This is a genomic window from Halomonas shantousis (assembly GCF_054654615.1).
On record NZ_BAAIER010000002.1, the window covers coordinates 1,333,191 to 1,352,824 of the forward strand.

Consider the following 19,634-nt stretch of genomic DNA (forward strand, 5'->3'; position numbering starts at 1 on the left):
TGAACAACACAATCACCACCGGACATGTGTATGGACCGCTACCGTCACGACTGCCAGACCGAGCTGGCAAGAATTCATGGCAGAACACTCAAGCAGGCGCTGGCCTTCACGCGGGCCAACCACGCGTTTGGAAAAATCACAGCCACCCAATGGGTCGAGATCTGTCCCCTCTGTGATGCCTATGCGCTAGGCATGGAAACCAATCATCCCTGGCCATTCTTCTGTGCGGACGGAGTGATGCGTACTGCCGAAGATTTCGATTCCACTACCCAACAACCCGGTGCGGAAAGCCTGGATTTTTATGGTCTGGAGTTCACCCGGTCGGCACTCGACAGCGCTATCAAGCTCGCTCAGCAGGAATTTGAGGAAACGCGCCGTCTCGAGGATATCGGCGCTACCCTCCTGAAGGACAACCCCGCGATGTCCTCGCTGGACTTCAGCCAGGCTGTGTGCAAGTGGGGCAAGGGACCACGGGTCTGGGGCAACCTGACTCGGCATTACCAGCTGCCCGATCTGGAGCAGGCCCTGGATGATTGGCTAGCATTCGCGGCAGCGACAGACGACGCTGCCAGCGCCATTGCGCCGGGTGTGGCCATCAAGGGCTTGGGCGTCTCCTTCGCCAGCAAGCATTTGCGGATGCTGGACCCGCAGCGCTATGCCGTGCTCGATGAAGTGATCAGCAAGGGGCTGGGGTTTGCCATGAACCCCACAGGCTATGCGCTCTTTCTTCGCTGCCTCCATGAGTTTCTGGCCAGGTATGGGCTGTCGTATAACATGGCAACCTTGGAATCGGGGCTCTTTTATCTGGTTCGCCAGTCAGTAAGAGCCAGGGACGACCAACCGGCCTAGGACAGTGCGGGTTCGCGTCTCGGAAAAATAACGATCAGGCAATGTAGGGAACAATGACACACGACCGTAACATTGACGAGACAAGAGGGCGTTTTCGTGGCTGTCTACTGGGGGGCGCTGGGCGCTTCGGTCGAATTCCTGTCGCGGGCAGAGATTCTCGTGCGTTTCGGCTCGGAAGGGATCACCGACTATGCGCCGATCTACGGCGGGCTGGGCAGAATCACGGACGATACTCAGATGACGCTGCTTACCGCCGAGGGGTTACTGCGAGGCTGGGTGCGTGGCGCCATCAAGGGCATCACGACGTATCCGGGCGTGACTGCTCACGCCTACCTGCGCTGGCTACAGACACAAGGCGAAGAGCCGCAGCATGACATCATGATCGGCCCTAATCCTTTCGGGTGGGAACCCGGCTGGTTAATCCAGCAGCGGGCACTGCATGACCGGCGTGCACCGGGTCATACCTGCCTTTCAGCATTGCGGGAAATGCCGTCCTTGGGTGCGTTGGCACGCAACAACAGCAAAGGCTGTGGTGGGGTCATGCGCGTTGCTCCGGTCGGCCTGTTTTGGGTGGCATTTCCGACACGGCCAAGCCTCGGAAGACGTGTTTCGTCTGGGCGCCGATCTGGCGGCATTGACCCATGGCCATCCCACGGGACAACTGACGGCTGGAATCTTGGCCATCCTCGTCCTGAGCCTGACCGATGGAGCGACCCTGACCGAGGCTCTGGAAGTCGCAAAAGCCTGCCTGCGACAGGAACCGCGTCATGAGGAGACGCTACGCGCCATCTTGCAGGCTGAGACCCTGGCGGGCACCGGGACACCACACGCAGAAGCAATTGCCCAGCTTGGCCAAGGCTGGATCGCCGAAGAGGCGCTGTCCATTGCCCTCTACTGCGCCCTGGTGGTCGAAGATTTCCAGCAAGGGATCACCCTGGCGGTCAATCATGACGGCGACTCGGACTCGACCGGGGCGATTGCCGGCAATCTGTCGGGGGCCTGGCTGGGGGAGCACAGCATATCGGTGGCCTGAGAACTGTCCGCCTTCGTTACTCGCATGTAGCTCGTCTGTCGCTTTCAGAAGCCGACGGTACCAGTTTATTGGGTTGGCCGTGAGTGACATCCCAGCAGCGTGAAGGCATAGTGGATATCAGCATGCCGTTCATAGCTTATTGCTAAGCGCCTCATCCGCCCCAGCCAGGCAAAGGTTCGCTCGACCGCCCAGCGATGGCGCCCGAGTCGCTGACCGTCTTCCACACCTCAGCGAGCAATGCGGGGCTGGATGCCACGAGCCCGGCATGACCGGTGGCAACGTCGGTGATTGTTAGCTTTATCCGCGTGAAGCTTGCGGAGGCGGCAACGAGGACGCCCTGGGCGACCCGATGAAACTGGCTGAACACTATCGAGCAGAGCCGCCAGAGGCACGCTGTCATGCATGTTGGCTCCCGACAGCAGGATGGCCAACGGGACACCCTGGCGGTCCGTCAGCAGGTGGTGCTTGGTGCCCGTCCGGCCCCGGTCCGTCGGGCTGGGGCCGATGACCGAGTCCCCTTTTTTGCCGGTACGGACGCGCTATCCATACAGGCCCGCTCCCAATCGAGCTGATCGGCATGGTGAAGATGCTCCAGTAGCGTCTGGTGCAGACGCTACCGGACCCCGCCTCCTGCCAGTCTCGCAGGCGCCGCCAGCAGGTCACGCCCGAACCGCAGCCCATCTCTTGAGGCAGCATCTCTCAGGGGATGTCTGAGCGCAGCACGAACAGGATGCCTGTCAGGGCGGCGCGGTTGGAGACGGGAGGCCGGCCATCACGCGGCTTGGGTTTCGGCGGTGGCAGTATCGGCTCGACAATAGACCAGAGTTCATTGGATACGATTTGTTTAGCCATACCGAAAATCTAGGAATGGCTGATGCTATTTTCAACGGTTTTTAAAAGTACTGTAAGCATGCATGCCAATTAATCGTAACTGTGCGATCTAACTCAAATTTAGAGCAGCTAAACCTGCATTACCCGAAGGTCCGCTCCTGGCCGAATGTTGAACTTCGAGCTACAGTTTATAGAACTGGTCCGGCAACTGTCGCATCAAAGCCAATATACTGGCAGTGAAGTGTTAGTTAATCAATATTATTCGACATACTCAGTAATAAGTATTTAGCCAGCCCGAAACTAATTCTCATATATTAAGATGGGTTGTGAGTGGGGCTGTGTGAGGTTTGATAAATTTAAACACCCTGCGCATTTATTCAATACCAGAGCGTGTTACATGATATATGTTAGCTCTTTGAGAAAGGCTTTATATGGATGTCAAGTTTATGCAGGAGTTACACAACAAAGAGTTCGCATTGAAAGAGAGCCTCGCCCAGCGAGCCAGCACGATTATTGGCTTCTGGCCGAAAGCTGCCAAAAGAAAAAAATCGCTACCAGTACCTATGCTCTGTCTGAAAATTGTCTGCGCTCATTCATGCAGCGTTAAAAATCAGTTCAAATATTCATTTACACCACGTAAACTCCGTTTTATCATTCATTCTTTCCTTGCCTGAGCATCACTCGCCGATTTTTCAGACAGAAATTAAAAACACTATTGCGCCGGAGCGTAGCCTGCTATTCACCAAGTCTTGATAGACGTGATTGACTGTGGATGCAGAAGCTCTTGCGAACCATAACGGTATGGCCTGTCTGGCTATAAGTGACTTGGCCTGGGTCGCTGTTATCCTCGCTCGACTATCTGGATTGGCTTGCTGGTGGGCCCGGTCAGGCTATCAAGCCGTAATGAGCATGGATGGGTTAGTAGGGTGCGGACCAAGATTCTGGATTCAAATTACAGCGATGGAAATGTCATCAAGCGCTATGTCGCCTGGCCCTAGGTCAAACGTATCTATTGTCAGTAATGCATGTGTATATCCGGCTTCTGCTACGGTGGCACCGAAGTTGGTCCATAACTTTTGATATTCATTCGTCAGTGTTGTAAGGCTGGTTTCGCCTTTTGTTGCGCTATGTAGTGTTTCATACGGGGTCGCACCAGATGCAGATGGGGACAGCGCAGCATATCCAACTCGCAAGCGAATGCTTCCAGATGCGCTTAACGTTTTTGCTCTGATAGAGATGTTTGCACGGCGACAATTTGTGTGCAGCGCAACCGCAACCGTAATGTTAACCCCGGCTCCAGTTCCGTATGTTTTCGAGAGCTTCAAGTAGGCGCTACCGCTATAGGCATTAATGGCATCATCTGTAACAACCGAGAGGCTTCCGCCTTCCACCTCATAACGACTCGTCGGCGTGCCCGGTGTCGTCAACCAAGCGTCGAGACCAACTACTCCCATCTCGAATAAACCGCTAGGCAAAGTGTTGTGCCATCTAAAACGATTCAGGCTTAAGCTAGACTCACTATCGGGACGCGGATTGATGACCCTGACTAATTCGGGATTAAGAGTGAACGCCGGTCCGCCAAAGGATGAGAATTTCACATTTTCGATAACGATAACGCCGGGAATAGCCCCAGCCGCTGAAAACTCCTCCTGTGCGGTATAACCTTCCTCCGGCCTGAATTGCCACCATCCCCCCGTCGCGTAGAAGGCAGCTAAGTGACTCACTTTGAAATGTGGCTGATCTCGCAATGTTCCCTCAACATGGCATCCGTGTAGCTCGATACCGCCATGTGTAGCTTCGATGTGAATATCGTTGTAATCCAGCGAGCAGTTATTCAGATAAACTTGACCATTGCGAGCGCCGACAAATATCCCTAAGCCGTTGTTGAAAACATTGCAGCTGACAAATACGCTGCGCTCGAACATATCGACATCATCTATATAACTGATACCGGTGGCATTGCTGTGTATTGAGCAGCTAATCCAAGTCAGGTTATAACTGCTTTGTAAGTGAGTTATTGCGCAATGCATGTCGCGAATTTGCACTCCTTGGAAGCTTGCCCCTGCGGTGGCAACAGTCCCGCCGATATTTGTATCTATCACAATTCCATTATTATTTTTCGTAACGTTTTTGCCTTTTCCAACGAAGGCAATGTCACGAATAGTGCACAGTGGATTCGAATAAGTGCTGGCCAAGTCATGCATATTCGTAAAACGGATGAAGCAATCTACATCGCCGACATGATCGGTAAAGGAGAGAACACCCCCGTCGCCGTGCAACGCCACCTTGCTTGAGTCAATAACCAACTGCTGGGAGCTGACGGAATACGTTTCGCCACTCAGCGTGACGATCGCGCGCTCATATCCCGGCGTTGTAACATTCAGTGCCGCTTGGATCGGGCCGTGGTTGTCGCAATTACCCGTCAAGGCACCAAAGTAGGCAACATCGTATTTTTCGATTGCTGTCCTGATAAAACATCCGATGCCATTAGGGTCTGATTCCCCGTCGCCAACACGGAACGCGGCCATCCGTTCCTCAGTCGTCCTCCCTGTTTGCTCCGCAATGGTAGGAACCGTAGGGCTAATGATCAGCGCGCCGTCATGATCCGCCTTTGCACGGGTGCTGTCCCATGCGAAAGTGCCCCCGCCCTTAAAGCGTGTCGAAGGATACAATGGGGTATGATAGCTCAGCACAGTTACCTGCTGCCCATCCCGCAGCAATAAGGGGCTGACTCCCTGAAGTCCGGCAATGCTTTCTACGTATAGCACGCGCTGATCCAGCGCATTGCGTAGTGTCTGTTGACCTGAGGCCGTCTCTATACCCAAGGTTCCGGTATCTTCGACATCGAGAAACTTGACCGGCACACTATAGACACGCTCGCCAAATGAAATGTGCAGGTCATAATGACCGTTTGGTGCGACAAACTGGATCTGACCGTTGCCGTCGGCGGTGAATGGGTTAGTCAAGACGTTGCCTTGACGATCCTTCAATCCGGTGGCCAGTACGGTGGTTCCAGGCAGATAGACATGCGCCGCTGCACCGGGGATCACCTGGCCGGTTTCGTCTTGGGCGAAGAAAGTCTTGAGTTCCATGGTTACTCCCGCATGACAACCGTTTCATTGGCCGCTAGCAGAGCGGTGGCCCTATAAGAGACTCGAATACCTTGACGAACCATTCTTATCGTAGGCATCGATGCCTCGCGTGGCCGGCACGGAACGCACCATCGTCCCGTTGTGGCGCTGAGCTTCCCTGTCATGATGGCGTAGACGCTTCTGCGCCTTCGCTATTATCCCAAGGGCGATGGAAAATGCCCAGGCCTGCTACGGCAGAACATTAGCCGGACGGATGCATGGCTTAGCCGATGCAGCGTATCTCGTCGACATAGGCAATGATGGCAATGAGCCGAGGCTTGACGGGCAATTTCGATGGTGTGGCCATCTTGTCATGGTTCAGAGCCACTGGATCGAGGGTCAGAGTGGGTTGAGGTTACCTGATGGTCCTCGTTGATATGCAGGGCGATGAACGGTGCTTTGGCTCGGCGCGAAAGGGCCCGTAATCTAGAGGGCATAACAACACGTGAGCGATGGTCGTGTCGATAGAAGAAGGGAAAAGGCGGGGAAACAGCATATGAGAACAGCGGCACGACCCGAAAGGTAAGTGGGAGCCGGCCGCTGTGTTGGACACCTGTCCATGTGTGGTTGACATCCTGTCGGCACGAATCCCTATGTGCTGTCTGCAGCGTCCTGCTGCAGTCGCAAAAGCTTCCGGTGCTGCCGGCCTCCTGCCGGTTGTACTTCCTGGTACATTGCTGATGGCGTCCTGCCATTGAGGTGAGATTAAACTCTTAATCCTCACCAGTAGTTAACAAAGATTAAGTTATTCTCAAAATTACTTTTTAATTACAATTCTTAATATTAAATCGCTATTTTAACCGTAATAGGCTTTAATTAACTTAAATATTCATAGGTCACGTGCCAAGCTTGGGTCTGCACGTTCAAGATGCAGATAAGTCGATTCAAATTCGGAAAATGATTTAAACGCTTCCCAGTCGTTTATCTGGAGATGTTTCTGCCTGAACGTGATCAACCCCTCTGAACGTAATTTCTGCATGACTCTATTGGTATGCACGATAGTGATTCCCATGGCTTCTCCCAGTTCCGCCTGGGTCAGAGGTAAATAAAAGCTATGGTTTGCGGTAAGCCCGGCCGCCCGTGATCGCACAAGCAACTCGCAGAACAGGTGGGCTAGGCGTCGATTGGCAGGCCGTGCGCCAAGATTGAGAAGCCACATGCGCAAGATCGATTCATCCACCAATGTCGACCAGAAAAGAGAACGGGCGAGTCGCGGATGATTGTCAATGATGTCTTCCATCTTCCTGCGCGGTATCGATGCGACTTTGGCTCGAGATAAGGTGCGAATCGAATGGTCCATCATGCGGTTAAGCAGCGTGACGTGCACGTCGCACAGGTCTCCAGGCAGAAGATAGGCCATGATCTGGCCTTTTCCCTGTCGGGTTACCGAATAGCGGCAGGCCCAACCATCGATCAGAAGCTGCACGTCACCGGGTCTTTGCCGCTCATTAAGGATGTCAATTCCTTTATCGACATCGACGACGCCGGAGACGGCGTCTTCGAGAATTGCGATTTCATCTGCAGAATGCTCCTGAAAATTATTCAGTTTCTGAATAAAGTTTGTAAGCAATCTATTCTCCTAGCGAAAAGAGGCTATCTGCTTACGACAGGGAAGCAGCGACCAAAAATAAACGATAAAACGAGGCAATGCCAAGCTCTATAACATAATTGAATTTTTTATGAATTTCCGTCACTTGCGATGGGTAGGGCGCCGGCGCGGGAGGGGCAGGCTCATGGGGAGGGTGACCAAGAAGCCAGAGTTTTAGAGGTTTACTAAGTTTTCTTAGTCATGAGGGGCGAGCCAGTCGAGTTGCAGCCAAGACTCGGGTAAAAGAATGAAAGAGATTAGGTGAAACGAAGTTGATATTTTGGAGCAGAAGTCTGAGTTCGTGAGCCTGATCGTTCAGCTGATTGTGAAGGTTGTACCGAGAATCCTGTCTTGTAAACGTTTTGATATTTTCATATTGTTTTTAGTTATGGATATGCCTTTTTTCGAAAAGGCAGCGAAGATTGCGCTTGCGTATGCCGAGTGTCGATTAGCACCAGCCTGTTAGCGAACGCCAGCCTCGTGTTCCTGGCGATCAGTATTCAGTATCTGGAGTACACCTGAATCACTTATTCTTCACCGCGCGATTGTGCTGGTCCTTTCCTTCCGAGTCTGCTGCGGCTTAGGTTGTGCGCGCTGTTGATCAGGCCTACGTGAGAAAAGGCTTGAGGAAAATTGCCCATCTGAATTCCATGAAGCGGATGATACTCCTCGGCCAGCAGCCCTAGGTCGTTGCGTACGGTGAGCAGCTTATTGAATAATTTGCATGCTTCCTCCCTGCGTCCGAGCAGCACCAGGGCATCGACCAGCCAGAAGCAACAGATGAAAAAGGCGCCTTCGCCTTTGGTAATGTGTTCACGTTTCTTGCAATCTGTAAAACGATACACGAAGCCTTCGTACACGAGTTCCTGCTGAATGGCTTCAATCGTGCCACGGACACGGGAATCATGAGCGGGTAGAAAGCCGACCTGGGGAATCAGCAGTAGCACGGCATCCAGCTCCTCCGACCCGTAGCTCTGCACGAAGCTGTTGCGTGCCTTGCTGAAGCCTTTCTCGCAGACTTCGTCATGAATACGCTGACGCAATGCCCGCCAACGCTGAACATCACCTTCAAGGCCGAAATCCTCGGCCCCCTTGATGACACGATCCACGGCCACCCATGCCATGATTTTGGAATGAGTGTAGTGTTTCGCATCGCCGCGCAGCTCCCATAGGCTGGCACCCTTATCCTGCCAATGCTGTTCGAGATATTCGATTAGCTGGCACTGGATTCCCCAGAGATCCTCGCTGGGCTCGATGTGATGGACACGGCCGAGGTGCAAACCATCCATCACTTCACCATAGATATCCATCTGACGTTGTAGATAAGCGCTGTTACCGATTCGGACCGGTTGGCTACCATTGAATCCGCTTAACCAGTCCAGCTCATGCTCGGCAAGACGGCGCTCGCCGGCAAGGCCATAGATCGGCTGCAACTTGGCCGGGTCTCCCGCTGCTGCACGAAGCAACCATTGGCGCCAGGCACAGGCTTCCTCCCGATAACCCGATGCCAGCAGTGCATACAGGGTGAAGGTGGCATCGCGCAGCCAGGTATAGCGGTAATCCCAGTTGAGATTGTCGCCCATCTCCTCAGGCAGGGAGCAACTGGCTGCACCGATGATACCGCCAGTTTCGATATGCGTGAGTGCCTTCAACGTAATCAGCGAACGTACCACCGGTTCACGGTAAGCCTCGTCAATATCGCACTGTGCACTCCACTTCAGCCACCACTGGCGGGTAGCCTCGAGTGCCGGATCGGCATCCTGGGCCGAGGGCGGTTTGCTGAAGGAGGGAAACCAGGTGAGGATGAAAGGGACGCGTTCTCCTTCCTGTACGGTGAAGACTCCCTGAATGTTATTGCTGTAGTTGTGCATTGGAATCGAGGTTTCCAAACGTAGCCCATCGGGGCCGCCAACGGCATGGAAACCGTGTCGATGGCAGTGGATCCAGGGCGCGACTTGACCGTATCCGAAACGGAAGACGGCATGGGATTGCATCTCCACCCGACCGGATCGTCCTTCCACGATACGGATCACATCGACAGTGGTATCGCCCTCATGCGACAGGGGCATGAAATCGATGACAGCCACGCTACCTGAGGCCGTCTCGAATAGCGTTTCGAGGATCAAGGTTTCGCCCTGGTAGCGGCGGCTCTGGGATGTGACATCCTCGGTCGGGTATATCTGCCAATAGCCGTTTTCATGTTCGCCGATCAGTGCTGCAAAGCAGGCATCCGAGTCGAAGCGAGGCAGGCATAGCCACTCCATGGATGCCTGCCGATCGACGAGCGCTGCAGTGCGCAAGTTGCCGATGAAGCCGTAATCCTCGATTCTTTTCTGCTGTTGCGCCATACCGCCCTGTCCCGGTGAGCTAATGAGTGTGTAGCCGATTATTATTGGCAAGCGTCTTCATCGAAGCGACAAGTGAGCAATGTGTTGGTAACACAATCATGAAAAAGACAAATTGCACTGTTTGTCCTGATTGTTGCATTCAATTTCTTTTGCCTTTGCCATGCTTTTCTACTCTGAATCAATATGTAGCAGATTTTCAAAATTCTTGGTTGCCATCAACATCGTGGCGTTACCGTCCAGTATCATTATAGCTGTGCGTATCGTATAACCATTTATATTAAAAGGATTTTTTTCATTTACGTAGTGGTTTTTCATGCCCGGGCAAGCGAAGTAGATCGAAGCGAAGCATAAAATGCAAGTTAGCCCATACGGGTATCCAGAACTATAGTTTTAACTCATGTAATGGTCATGTTGTGCAATATTAAACATGCAAACGTTCTGGCAGGGAGACTTGGTATGAGCGATCAAGTGGGCGATTTCCTTCTCAAACGTCTAGCCGAATGGAATGTAAGACGTATCTACGGTTATCCCGGGGACGGCAGCAATGGCATCATGGGAGCGCTAAATCGCGCCGGGGACCAGTTCGAGTTCATTCAGACCCGACACGAGGAAATGGCGGCCTTCATGGCCTGTGCACACGCCAAATTCACCGGTGAGGTGGGAGTGTGTACCGCGACGTCTGGCCCAGGGGCGATCCATCTGCTCAATGGCCTCTACGATGCCAAGAAGGATCATCAGCCGGTCGTGGCCATCGTCGGCCAGCAAGCACGCGATGCCATGGGCGGCTCCTATCAGCAGGAAGTGGATCTGGTCTCGCTGTTCAAGGATGTCGCCAACGAATACGTTCATATGGCGAGCACTCCGGGCCAGATCCGTCATTTGATCGATCGCGCCATCCGTATTGCGCTATCCGAGCGTACCGTCACCGCCATCATCATCCCCAATGATCTGCAGTCACAGCCGGCCGTCGAGCAGCCACCGCACGCCCATGGCACGGTGCATTCGGGAGTCGGCTTTCCCGTGCCGCGCACGGTACCGCATGAAGAGGAAATCAGGCGCGCGGCGGCAGTGCTCAACGAGGGTGAACGAGTCGCGATCCTGGTCGGTGCCGGGGCGCTGAATGCTACCGACGAGGTGATTCAGGTTGCGGAGAAACTCGGTGCCGGGGTCGCCAAGGCGCTGTTGGGGCGGGCGGCGCTGCCGGATGACCTGCCGTTCGTCACCGGCTCCATCGGTCTGCTCGGCACCAATCCCAGTTGGGAGATGATGGCGAACTGCGACACGCTGCTGATGATCGGTTCCACCTTCCCTTATTCTGAATTTCTGCCGGAAGAGGGCCAGGCGCGCGGGGTGCAGATCGACATCGACGGACGTATGGTGAGCATGCGCTATCCCATGGAGGTCAATCTGATCGGTGACAGTGCGGCGACCCTCCAGGCGTTGCTGCCTCACCTTGAACACAAGAGCGACCGTTCCTGGCGCGAGCATATCGAAAAAAGCGTCGCCCAATGGTGGGATGTGCTCGAAGAGCGCGCCATGGCCGATGCCGACCCGGTCAACCCGCAACGCGTATTCTGGGAACTGTCACCCAAATTACCCGACAATTGCATCCTGACCAGCGATTCCGGATCCGCCGCCAACTGGTATGCCCGCGATCTCAAGCTGCGTCGCGGCATGATGGCTTCGCTGTCGGGCGGGCTCGCCACCATGGGCAACGGTGTGCCTTACGCCATTGCGGCCAAGTTCGCCTACCCGGACCGGGTCGCCATTGCGCTGGTGGGCGACGGTGCCATGCAGATGAACGGCAATGCTGAATTGATGACCGTGGCCAAATATTGGAAGCGCTGGTCGGATCCCCGACTGATCGTCATGGTGCTCAACAATCAGGATCTCAACCAGGTCACCTGGGAGATGCGCGTCATGGAGGGTGACCCGAAATACGAGGCATCGCAGGATATTCCCGACTTCCCCTATGCCGAGTATGCCGAGCTGATCGGCCTCAAGGGCATCAAGGTTACCGAACCCGATGCGCTGGCCGGTGCCTGGGATCGTGCCCTGAACGCCGATCGTCCGGTTGTGCTGGAAGTCATGGCCGATCCCAACATTCCACCGATTCCGCCACACATCAAGCGTGAGCAGGCCAAGGCCTACATGTCGGCGCTGCTGCATGGCGATCCGGATGCGCTGGGCATCGTCAAGGCGTCCTTCAAGCAGTTCGCGAGTGACTTCATTCCCAAGGGGCGCAAGCACTGAGCCGGGTCCGCCATGGGGGGTGGATGTGACTATTCCGATCGAAAGCGTGACGGTTGCAGCCTATCGAATTCCCACCGATGCTCCTGAGTCGGACGGGACGCTGGCGTGGGATTCGACGACCCTCGTGCTGGTGGAGGCCAGCGCGGGGGGCAGGACCGGTCTGGGATATACCTATGCTCATCAGGCCTGCGCGACGCTGATCCACGACAAGTTCGCCGCGCTACTCCAGGGACATGACGCCCTGGCCGTGCGTGGCGGATGGCTGAAGATGGTCGAGGCCATTCGCAATCTCGGACGGCCGGGCATCAGTTCGATGGCCATCGCTGCGGTGGACGTAGCGATGTGGGATCTCAAGGCGCGGCTGCTGGATCTGCCTCTGGTCTCGCTGCTGGGCGAAGTGCGTCCGGCAGTGCCTGTCTACGGTAGCGGTGGCTTCACCTCCTACTCGAACGAACAACTGCAGCAGCAACTGGGCGATTGGGTCGGGGCGGGCATCCCGCGGGTCAAGATGAAGATCGGGCGTGAACCTGAACATGATCTGTCGCGCATCCGTCTGGCACGCGAGGCCATCGGCCCGGATGCCGAACTCTACGTGGATGCCAACGGCGCCTATGGCCGCAAGCAGGCCTTGGCCATGGCGGAGGCCTTTCAGCGCTACCGGGTGAGCTGGTACGAGGAGCCGGTCTCTTCGGATGACCTGGCGGGGCTGCGCCTGCTACGCGACCGGGTGCCGGCGAGCGTGGAGGTCTCGGCGGGAGAGTACGGCTACGACCTGCCTTATTTCCGGCGCATGCTTGAGGCCGGTGCCGTGGATGTGCTGCAGGCCGATCTGACTCGCTGCGCGGGCATCAGCGGCTTTCTCGACGTAGCGGCGCTTTGTGACGCCTACCGGATTCCCCTGTCGACACATACCGCACCGGCGTTGCACATGCATCCGGGGTGCTGTGCGACACCGGTACGTCATCTGGAATACTTCCATGATCATGCGCGAATCGAGGCGATGCTTTTCGAGGGCAGCGTCGCGCCCGTCAAGGGCGACATGTGCCCGGACCTTACCCAACCTGGCTTGGGCATGATCTTCAAGCGTAGAGAGGCGGAGCGCTTCCGGCTCTAGCCGTCCCCAAACGCAAGGAGGCAGCAGTGAACGATCTGACGACTCGCCGGTCGCGTTCAGTATCCCGGGCGGAAGCGGAGGAGTACCGGCAACTGGCGGATGAGTTGGCTGAGGCGATCGAAGGGGAAGTGCGCTTCGATAACGGTAGCCGGGCGCTGTACGCCAATGACGCCTCGAACTACCGTCAGCCGCCGATCGGCGTCACCATCCCCAGAACGGTGGACGACATCATCGCGATCCACCGCATTTGTCATGCGCATGGTGTACCGATCCTGTCCCGGGGTGCCGGTACCAGCCTATCGGGAGAGACCGTCAATCGCGCGGTGGTGATGGATCACTCCAAGTATCTGCACGAGATTGTCCATATCGATGACGAAAACCGTCTGGTGACGGTGCAGGGCGGTACGGTCAATGACAAGGTCAACCAGGCACTGGCGCCTTATCGGCTGGTCTTTCCACCTGATCCCTCTACACACAAGTGGTGCACGATCGGTGGCAATCTCGGCAACAACTCCTGCGGCATCCACTCCGTGCAGGCGCAGTGCTACGGTCACGGGCCCAGAACCTGCGACAACGTCCACTCGCTGGACATTGTCACTTATGACGGCGTACGCATGACGCTCAAGGACGGTTACAGCGAGGAGGAGATCGATGCCATCGTCGCGGAGGGCGGACGCCGCGGCGAGATATTCGGCGCCTTGAGAAACCTGCGTGACAAGTACATCGAGCAGATCCGCCAAGGTTACCCCCAGATCGCACACATGCCTCGCCGGGTATCGGGATACAATCTCGACGACCTGCTGCCCGAACGTGGATTCAACCTGGCCAGTGCCCTGTGCGGTTCCGAGGGAACCTGCATGACGGTCCTGCATGCCACGCTCAAGCTGACCGAGAACGTCAAGCACCGTACCCTGATGGTGGTCGGCTTCGACAATGTCGAAACGGCCGGCGATCACGTGCCGGCCATCATTGAGGCGCGACCGATTGCCTTGGAGGCCATCGACAAGCGCCTGTTCTGCAATGAAGCCGAGCAGGACATGAACAAGGAAACTCTCGAGCAGATGCCCGAGGGCGACGCCTTCCTGATGGTCGAGTTCGGCGGCGCAAACGCCGAGGACACCACGGACCAGGCGCAGCGATTGATCGAGCGTCTGTATCGTACTGCCAGTGCCCCTGCCGATTACAAGATCTTTGACGACAGGGAGCAGGCGAACAGAGTCTGGGAAGTGCGCAAGGCCGGACTGGGAGCGACGGCCTTTCCACCGCCGGAAAAGGCCCCGCACTGGCCCGGCTGGGAGGACTCCGCAGTGCCGCCCGACAAGGTCGGTGACTACGTGCGTGACCTGAAGGACCTCTACAAAAAGTACGGCTACGTGGGGTCCATGTACGGTCACTTCGGTCAGGGCTGTATTCACTCGCGGATCAACTTCGACCTGCAGTCGAACGAGGGTGTCGAGAAGTATCGTCGCTTCATCGAGGAGGCCGCGGATCTGGTGGTTTCCTACGGTGGTTCGCTGTCCGGCGAGCATGGCGATGGCCAGGCCCGGGGGGAACTGCTGGAGCGCATGTACGGCACCGAGCTGGTCGAGGCCTTCCGCGAATTCAAGCGTATCTGGGACCCGCAGTGGAAGATGAATCCCGGCAAGGTCATCGATCCCTATCGGCTCGATGAGAACCTGCGCCTAATGCAGTACGAGCCGGAACAGGTCGAGACGACGTTTGCCTTCCCCGATGACAAGCGTAGCTTCGCCCGGGTAGCGTTCCGTTGTGTCGGTGTCGGCAAATGCCGCAGCGATGACGGTACCATGTGCCCGAGCTACATGGTGACGCGAGAGGAGAAGCACTCCACCCGCGGCCGCGCACGGCTGCTGTTCGAGATGATGAACGGCGACGTGATCACCGACGGCTGGCAGTCGGAGGAGGTGCGCGATTCGCTCGATCTGTGCCTGGCCTGCAAGGGTTGCAAGAACGACTGTCCAGTCAATGTCGATATGGCCACCTACAAGGCGGAATTCCTGTCGCACTACTATGCTAAGCACCATCGGCCTTTGTTCCACTATGCCTTCGGGTTCATCGACCGCTGGTCGCGGCTGGCGTCGAAGGTGCCGGCGCTGACCAATTTCGTGACCCAGACGCCGCTGTTGAGCCACGTGACCAAGAGCGTGCTGTCCATGCCGCAGCAGCGACAGGCGCCGGTCTATGCCCCCGAGACGTTCAAGGCCTGGTTCGCCAGACGGCCGACCGTCAATGCACATGCCCCACCGGTCATGTTGTGGGCGGATACTTTCAGCAATCATTTCTATCCGGAAATTGCCCGGGCGGCGACCGAGGTGCTCGAGGCAGCGGGTTTTCGCGTGACGATTCCTCCCGAGGGGCTGTGCTGCGGTAGACCGTTCTATGACTTTGGCATGCTCGGCAACGCCAAGGCATATCTCGAGCAGGTAATGGCCACGCTGCATGATGTCATCCACTCGGACATGCCGATCATCGGGCTGGAGCCGTCGTGTATCTCGGTGTTCCGCGATGAACTGACCAACCTGTTTCCCGATGACGCCCGCGCCAGGCAGCTGCGCGACAACAGCATGATGTTCAGCGAATTTCTGATTCAACGTGCCGGGAATTACCGTCCACCGCAATTCAAGCGCAAGGCACTGGTGCATGGGCACTGCCACCACAAATCCATCATGCATCTGAATGACGAGCAGACCCTGATGCAGAAGATGGGGCTGGACTACGAAATTCTCGATTCGGGCTGCTGCGGCATGTCGGGCTCCTTCGGCTTCGAGAAGGAAAAATATGGCGTGTCGATCGGTGCCGGCGAGAGGGTGCTGCTACCCCAGGTACGCGAGGCCGACGAGGAGACCCTGATCATCACCAACGGCTTCAGTTGCCGCGAGCAGATCGCGCAGGCCACGCCGCGTCGTGCGCTGCATATCGCCGAGGTACTGCGCATGGCGATGGAGCGCCCGCAGATAGCTGCCGACGGACCTCCGGAGCGCATTGTCGAGCAGCGCCGGATGCAGGCCCGGCGACGTTCCAATCAGCGTGCCGCCGCGGTGGGTTTGGCCGTGGCCGGCGGGCTGCTGATGTGGAGATTGAGGCGTCATCAGCGCATCAGACCGGGAGGCGTCGAGTGAAGACGCTAGCGGCAGCTCAGTTGTCGCAGCTGCGGCCATTCATTACATAAGGAGTGTTTTACGATATGGAAAATCGTCATGAAATCGTGGTGATTACCGGAGCCGGGGCCGGACTGATGCGTGCCACGGCGCGTGAGTTTGCCCGCCGTGGTGCCTGGCTGGGCCTGATCTCGCGCAGCCCCGAACGCCTCGAGGCGGTGAAGAGTGAAGTCGAGGCCTTGGGGGGACGTGCCGTGACGGTCAGCGCCGACGTTGCCCAGGCCGGTCAGGTCGACAGGGCGGCCGAGCGTATCGAGACGGAGCTGGGACCCATCGACATCTGGGTCAATGGGGCGATGACCACCGTGTTTTCGCCTCTGCACGAGATGAGCGCAGAGGAGTTTCGGCGCGTTACCGAGGTCACTTATCTGGGGTTCGTGCACGGCACCATGGCGGCGCTGAAACGCATGCGTGCGCGCAACCGCGGCACCATCGTGCAGGTCGGCTCGGCCCTGGCCTATCGGCCAATCCCCCTGCAGACGGCTTACTGCGGTGCCAAGCATGCCATCAAGGGGTTCACCGAGGGACTGCGTTGCGAACTCATGCACGAAGGCAGTGACGTTCACGTCACGCTGGTCGAAATGCCGGGGCTCAATACACCGCAGTTCGAGTGGTGCAAGAGTCACCTTCCCAAGCGCGCCCGTCCCATGGCTCCGGTCTACCAGCCGGAAGTCGGCGCGCGGGCCATCTATTGGGCGGCTCATCATCGGCGGCGTCAGCTGTATGTCGGCATGTCATCGGCGTTGACCATCTGGGGCAATAAGCTTGTGCCTGCCTTGATGGACCGTTTCCTCGCCCGTACCGCCGTCAGCGGCCAGCAGACACCGGAGCCTCGCGATCCTCAGCGCTCCGACAACCTGTGGCAACCGGTCAAGGGGGATGTGGGCGCGCGCGGGCGTTTCGGTCGTGAGTCCCGTGACGACAGCGTCCAGCTGTGGATGGCCACTCACCGTGGCAAGGTGGGCCTGGCCGTAGGTGCGGCGCTGCTGGTCGGGGCCGCCGTCTGCGGGGCAAGGCGTCGGCAGCGTCAACAACATGACGAAGAAATGGCCGAGATCAGCAATGACGCACTGGCTCGGGATATCGAGGTCAATACCGAGAGCATGATCTAGTCAGTCGCCCGCAAGCCAGACACCCTCAACAAGTAGAGGAGCCATGCCATGGATACCGCTGTAGGGCGGACCTGCTGGGCCATCGCCGAAGGTTACATTCCCGGCGACAGCCATGGTCCCGAACCGCAGATGACCAGCCACGAGACGGCCTGCATTCTCAATGCTTCCTCTCGGGAGGCGCATGTCCGCATTACGCTGTTTTTTGCCGATCGCGACCCGGTGGGACCTTACGCGGTGTGGGTTCCGGCCCGGCGCACCCGGCATGTGCGCTTCAATGATCTGAAAGATCCCGAGCCGGTGCCGCGCGATACCGATTATGCCAGTATCATCGAGTCCGACGTGCCGATCGTCGTGCAGCATACCCGGCTCGACTCGCGCCAGAGCGAGCTGGCCCTGTTGAGCACGGTGGCGTTTCCCGTGAGCTGAAGCGCTTCGGCTGGCAGAACCGGGTAGGGCGTTCCTCACTCCCCGATGACGGTAACGGTGCTGGAAGTCGGTTGATTCTCGATCGACTGCGCCTGTGCCATGATCTGGGAGACGATCGTCAGCGCGTTACCCGACTGCCCTCCGGCCGCTCCGGCGGGAATGCCATAAACGACCCCGTCGAACTCGGTGGCGACGGCGGCCGAATCCGTTGACTGTACTGGCATCACATGGAAGAAAGGCTGCTCCCCCGCCGCCGTGCGTACCATCAGGGGTTGCCCCGTTGTCTGTTGGGCATGCACGACTTCGCCTAGATAATCCAACAACTCGGCTAGCGACCGGACATACAGCTCGATCGAGCCCTGACCCTCGGATACGAAGCTGACCCGAGCTCTTCCGGTACTGCCAAAGAAGCGGGGATCGGAGGCGGCATACTGATGCCCCACGCCAAAATCGCAATAGGCCTGCCGGAACAGCGGATCATGTGCCCGGCTAAAGCAGAACCGGGCGGCATCGCCCACCTTGACGAGATGGTAATGCCGGGCATCTTCGGTTTCCTGAATGGTCAGATCCTGCTGGTTCACGGATAACAGGTCATCGAGACTGGGGGCGTCCTGCATATGCAGCGTGGGACCGACCTGATTGACCAGGCTGACCATTTCCAGGGTCAGGCCTTCATCGACGAGTTGTCGGACGACACGTTGGAAAGCCTGGTACTGGTCTGGATGACCGGGTGAATTCACGACGCGCGTGTCGTCGCTGCCGGGCCGGTGGATATCAATGCGGCTGAGCAGCAGGGTAAACAACAGCTCGCGGGGAAAGGGGGCCTGTAGATAATAACTGGCCGTTGTGGTGCTGATGGGAGCCAGATAGCCGCGATAGAACTCCTTGTTGTCCAGCAGCGCAACCTCGAACCAGGGACCCTGTTCGATGGAAATCTGCGGATTGAAGGTGAACTGGGACGAGGCATCGGCGCCAAACGGCACGCTGAGATTGGCGCCGGCATCGACGCGGCTGCGTCCGCGAATCGTCGAGACGGAAGTGAAGTGCGCCGGGAGTGACACGCTGCGGCGCAGAATGTTATGCAGCAGCGCCTCGTCCTGAAGCTCGCCATATTCTTGGTTGAGGGTCGCCATGGAGGTCGAAAGACGTTCGCCGCCGACACAGCCGCCCAACAGCGCGAGGACCAGCAGGCCCGTCATGGGGAGAAGAGGATTCAATGGCATTGAGGGGTGGCACCTTCTCGCGCATGAAGAGGTTTCGTGCCCACGCCGAATGCGCAAGCGGTAATGGAGAGGCCGTGGGGCTCCAATGAACGGGCCGGAGAACAGGCAGCATGGCGTCAGGGCATGGGCGTCTGGCGCACCCAGTCGCTGGCGGCGTCCTTTTGCGTGGTGGTGAAAACGCTGATCTCCGGAGCACTCATCAGACGGTTCTCCCAGTCGACCATATGCTTGATCCAGCTACGGTCGGATATCACCGCGATGCGGTAGAAGCGGATGAGCTGACGCAGCTGGCTCAGGCCGTACCCCATGTCCTTGAGAATCGCCGCAATGCTCATCGCGCTCATGGCGTCGATGTCGGCATAGACGCTGATGCGGCTCTCTTCACGCTTTTTCGCCTCGAGCCGGTCGATGGCCTGTTCGAGGTCGGTCTCGTTGAGCTTGCCGCTGGCCCGCATGGCGACTACATGGGGGGCGGGAGAGGGGAGAAACTCGATCATGGGCCTGCTCCGCTGGAAAGTATCACTCTCAGCTTAGCAGGCTCGCGTCAGCG

The 19,634-nt window shown here is 57.3% G+C and carries 12 protein-coding genes and 2 pseudogenes; 8 read left to right on the forward strand and 6 right to left on the reverse strand.

Annotated elements, in window-relative coordinates:
• Positions 1–30 precede the first annotated feature (30 nt).
• The 3 genes and pseudogenes from ACYQ12_RS06660 to ACYQ12_RS06670 all read left to right on the forward strand — a co-directional run bounded on the left by ACYQ12_RS06660 (position 31) and on the right by ACYQ12_RS06670 (position 1,882).
• On the forward strand, positions 31–849 hold the full coding sequence (locus tag ACYQ12_RS06660; RefSeq protein WP_459869332.1) for a hypothetical protein: 819 nt from the start codon (positions 31–33) through the stop codon (positions 847–849).
• A 159-nt stretch (positions 850–1,008) separates the two neighbouring features.
• Positions 1,009–1,284 (forward strand): annotated as a pseudogene (locus ACYQ12_RS06665) (ADP-ribosylglycohydrolase family protein); the annotation flags it as partial.
• A 4-nt stretch (positions 1,285–1,288) separates the two neighbouring features.
• On the forward strand, positions 1,289–1,882 hold the full coding sequence (locus ACYQ12_RS06670; protein ID WP_459869334.1) for an ADP-ribosylglycohydrolase family protein: 594 nt from the start codon (positions 1,289–1,291) through the stop codon (positions 1,880–1,882).
• A 65-nt stretch (positions 1,883–1,947) separates the two neighbouring features.
• Here the strand turns inward: ACYQ12_RS06670 and ACYQ12_RS06675 are convergent.
• The 4 genes and pseudogenes from ACYQ12_RS06675 to ACYQ12_RS06690 form a co-directional block, all read right to left on the reverse strand.
• Positions 1,948–2,734: pseudogene (locus tag ACYQ12_RS06675) on the reverse strand (IS5 family transposase).
• A gap of 926 nt (positions 2,735–3,660) precedes the next feature.
• A complete protein-coding gene (locus ACYQ12_RS06680; protein ID WP_459869336.1) occupies positions 3,661–5,805 on the reverse strand; it encodes a hypothetical protein in 2,145 nt (714 codons plus the stop codon).
• A gap of 868 nt (positions 5,806–6,673) precedes the next feature.
• Complete coding sequence (locus ACYQ12_RS06685) at positions 6,674–7,414, reverse strand: Crp/Fnr family transcriptional regulator (protein ID WP_459869338.1); 741 nt, start codon at positions 7,412–7,414, stop codon at positions 6,674–6,676.
• A gap of 545 nt (positions 7,415–7,959) precedes the next feature.
• Positions 7,960–9,780 (reverse strand): glycoside hydrolase family 15 protein, encoded by a 1,821-nt coding sequence (locus tag ACYQ12_RS06690; RefSeq protein WP_459869340.1) that lies wholly within the window; start codon positions 9,778–9,780, stop codon positions 7,960–7,962.
• Positions 9,781–10,236: 456 nt separating this feature from the next.
• Between ACYQ12_RS06690 and ACYQ12_RS06695 the strand changes: the two genes are divergently transcribed.
• The 5 genes from ACYQ12_RS06695 to ACYQ12_RS06715 all read left to right on the forward strand — a co-directional run bounded on the left by ACYQ12_RS06695 (position 10,237) and on the right by ACYQ12_RS06715 (position 17,861).
• Positions 10,237–12,033: a thiamine pyrophosphate-requiring protein gene (locus ACYQ12_RS06695; RefSeq protein WP_459869342.1), complete on the forward strand. Its 1,797-nt coding sequence runs from the start codon at positions 10,237–10,239 to the stop codon at positions 12,031–12,033.
• 25 nt (positions 12,034–12,058) lie between these two features.
• Entirely contained in the window at positions 12,059–13,147 is a 1,089-nt protein-coding gene (locus ACYQ12_RS06700) for an enolase C-terminal domain-like protein (RefSeq protein WP_459869344.1), read from the forward strand.
• Between the two features lie 26 nt (positions 13,148–13,173).
• Entirely contained in the window at positions 13,174–16,284 is a 3,111-nt protein-coding gene (locus tag ACYQ12_RS06705; protein WP_459869346.1) for an FAD-binding and (Fe-S)-binding domain-containing protein, read from the forward strand.
• Between the two features lie 65 nt (positions 16,285–16,349).
• Positions 16,350–17,435, forward strand: coding sequence for an SDR family oxidoreductase (locus ACYQ12_RS06710; protein ID WP_459869348.1), 1,086 nt, complete (start codon positions 16,350–16,352; stop codon positions 17,433–17,435).
• 48 nt (positions 17,436–17,483) lie between these two features.
• Positions 17,484–17,861, forward strand: a complete 378-nt coding sequence (locus ACYQ12_RS06715) for a sensory rhodopsin transducer (RefSeq protein WP_459869350.1) — start codon at positions 17,484–17,486, stop codon at positions 17,859–17,861.
• Between the two features lie 35 nt (positions 17,862–17,896).
• On the opposite strand, the gene ACYQ12_RS06720 is transcribed toward ACYQ12_RS06715, so the two are convergent.
• Positions 17,897–19,084, reverse strand: a complete 1,188-nt coding sequence (locus ACYQ12_RS06720) for a hypothetical protein (protein WP_459869352.1) — start codon at positions 19,082–19,084, stop codon at positions 17,897–17,899.
• Between the two features lie 116 nt (positions 19,085–19,200).
• A complete protein-coding gene (locus tag ACYQ12_RS06725) occupies positions 19,201–19,581 on the reverse strand; it encodes a SpoIIAA family protein (protein ID WP_459869354.1) in 381 nt (126 codons plus the stop codon).
• Positions 19,582–19,634 lie beyond the last annotated feature (53 nt).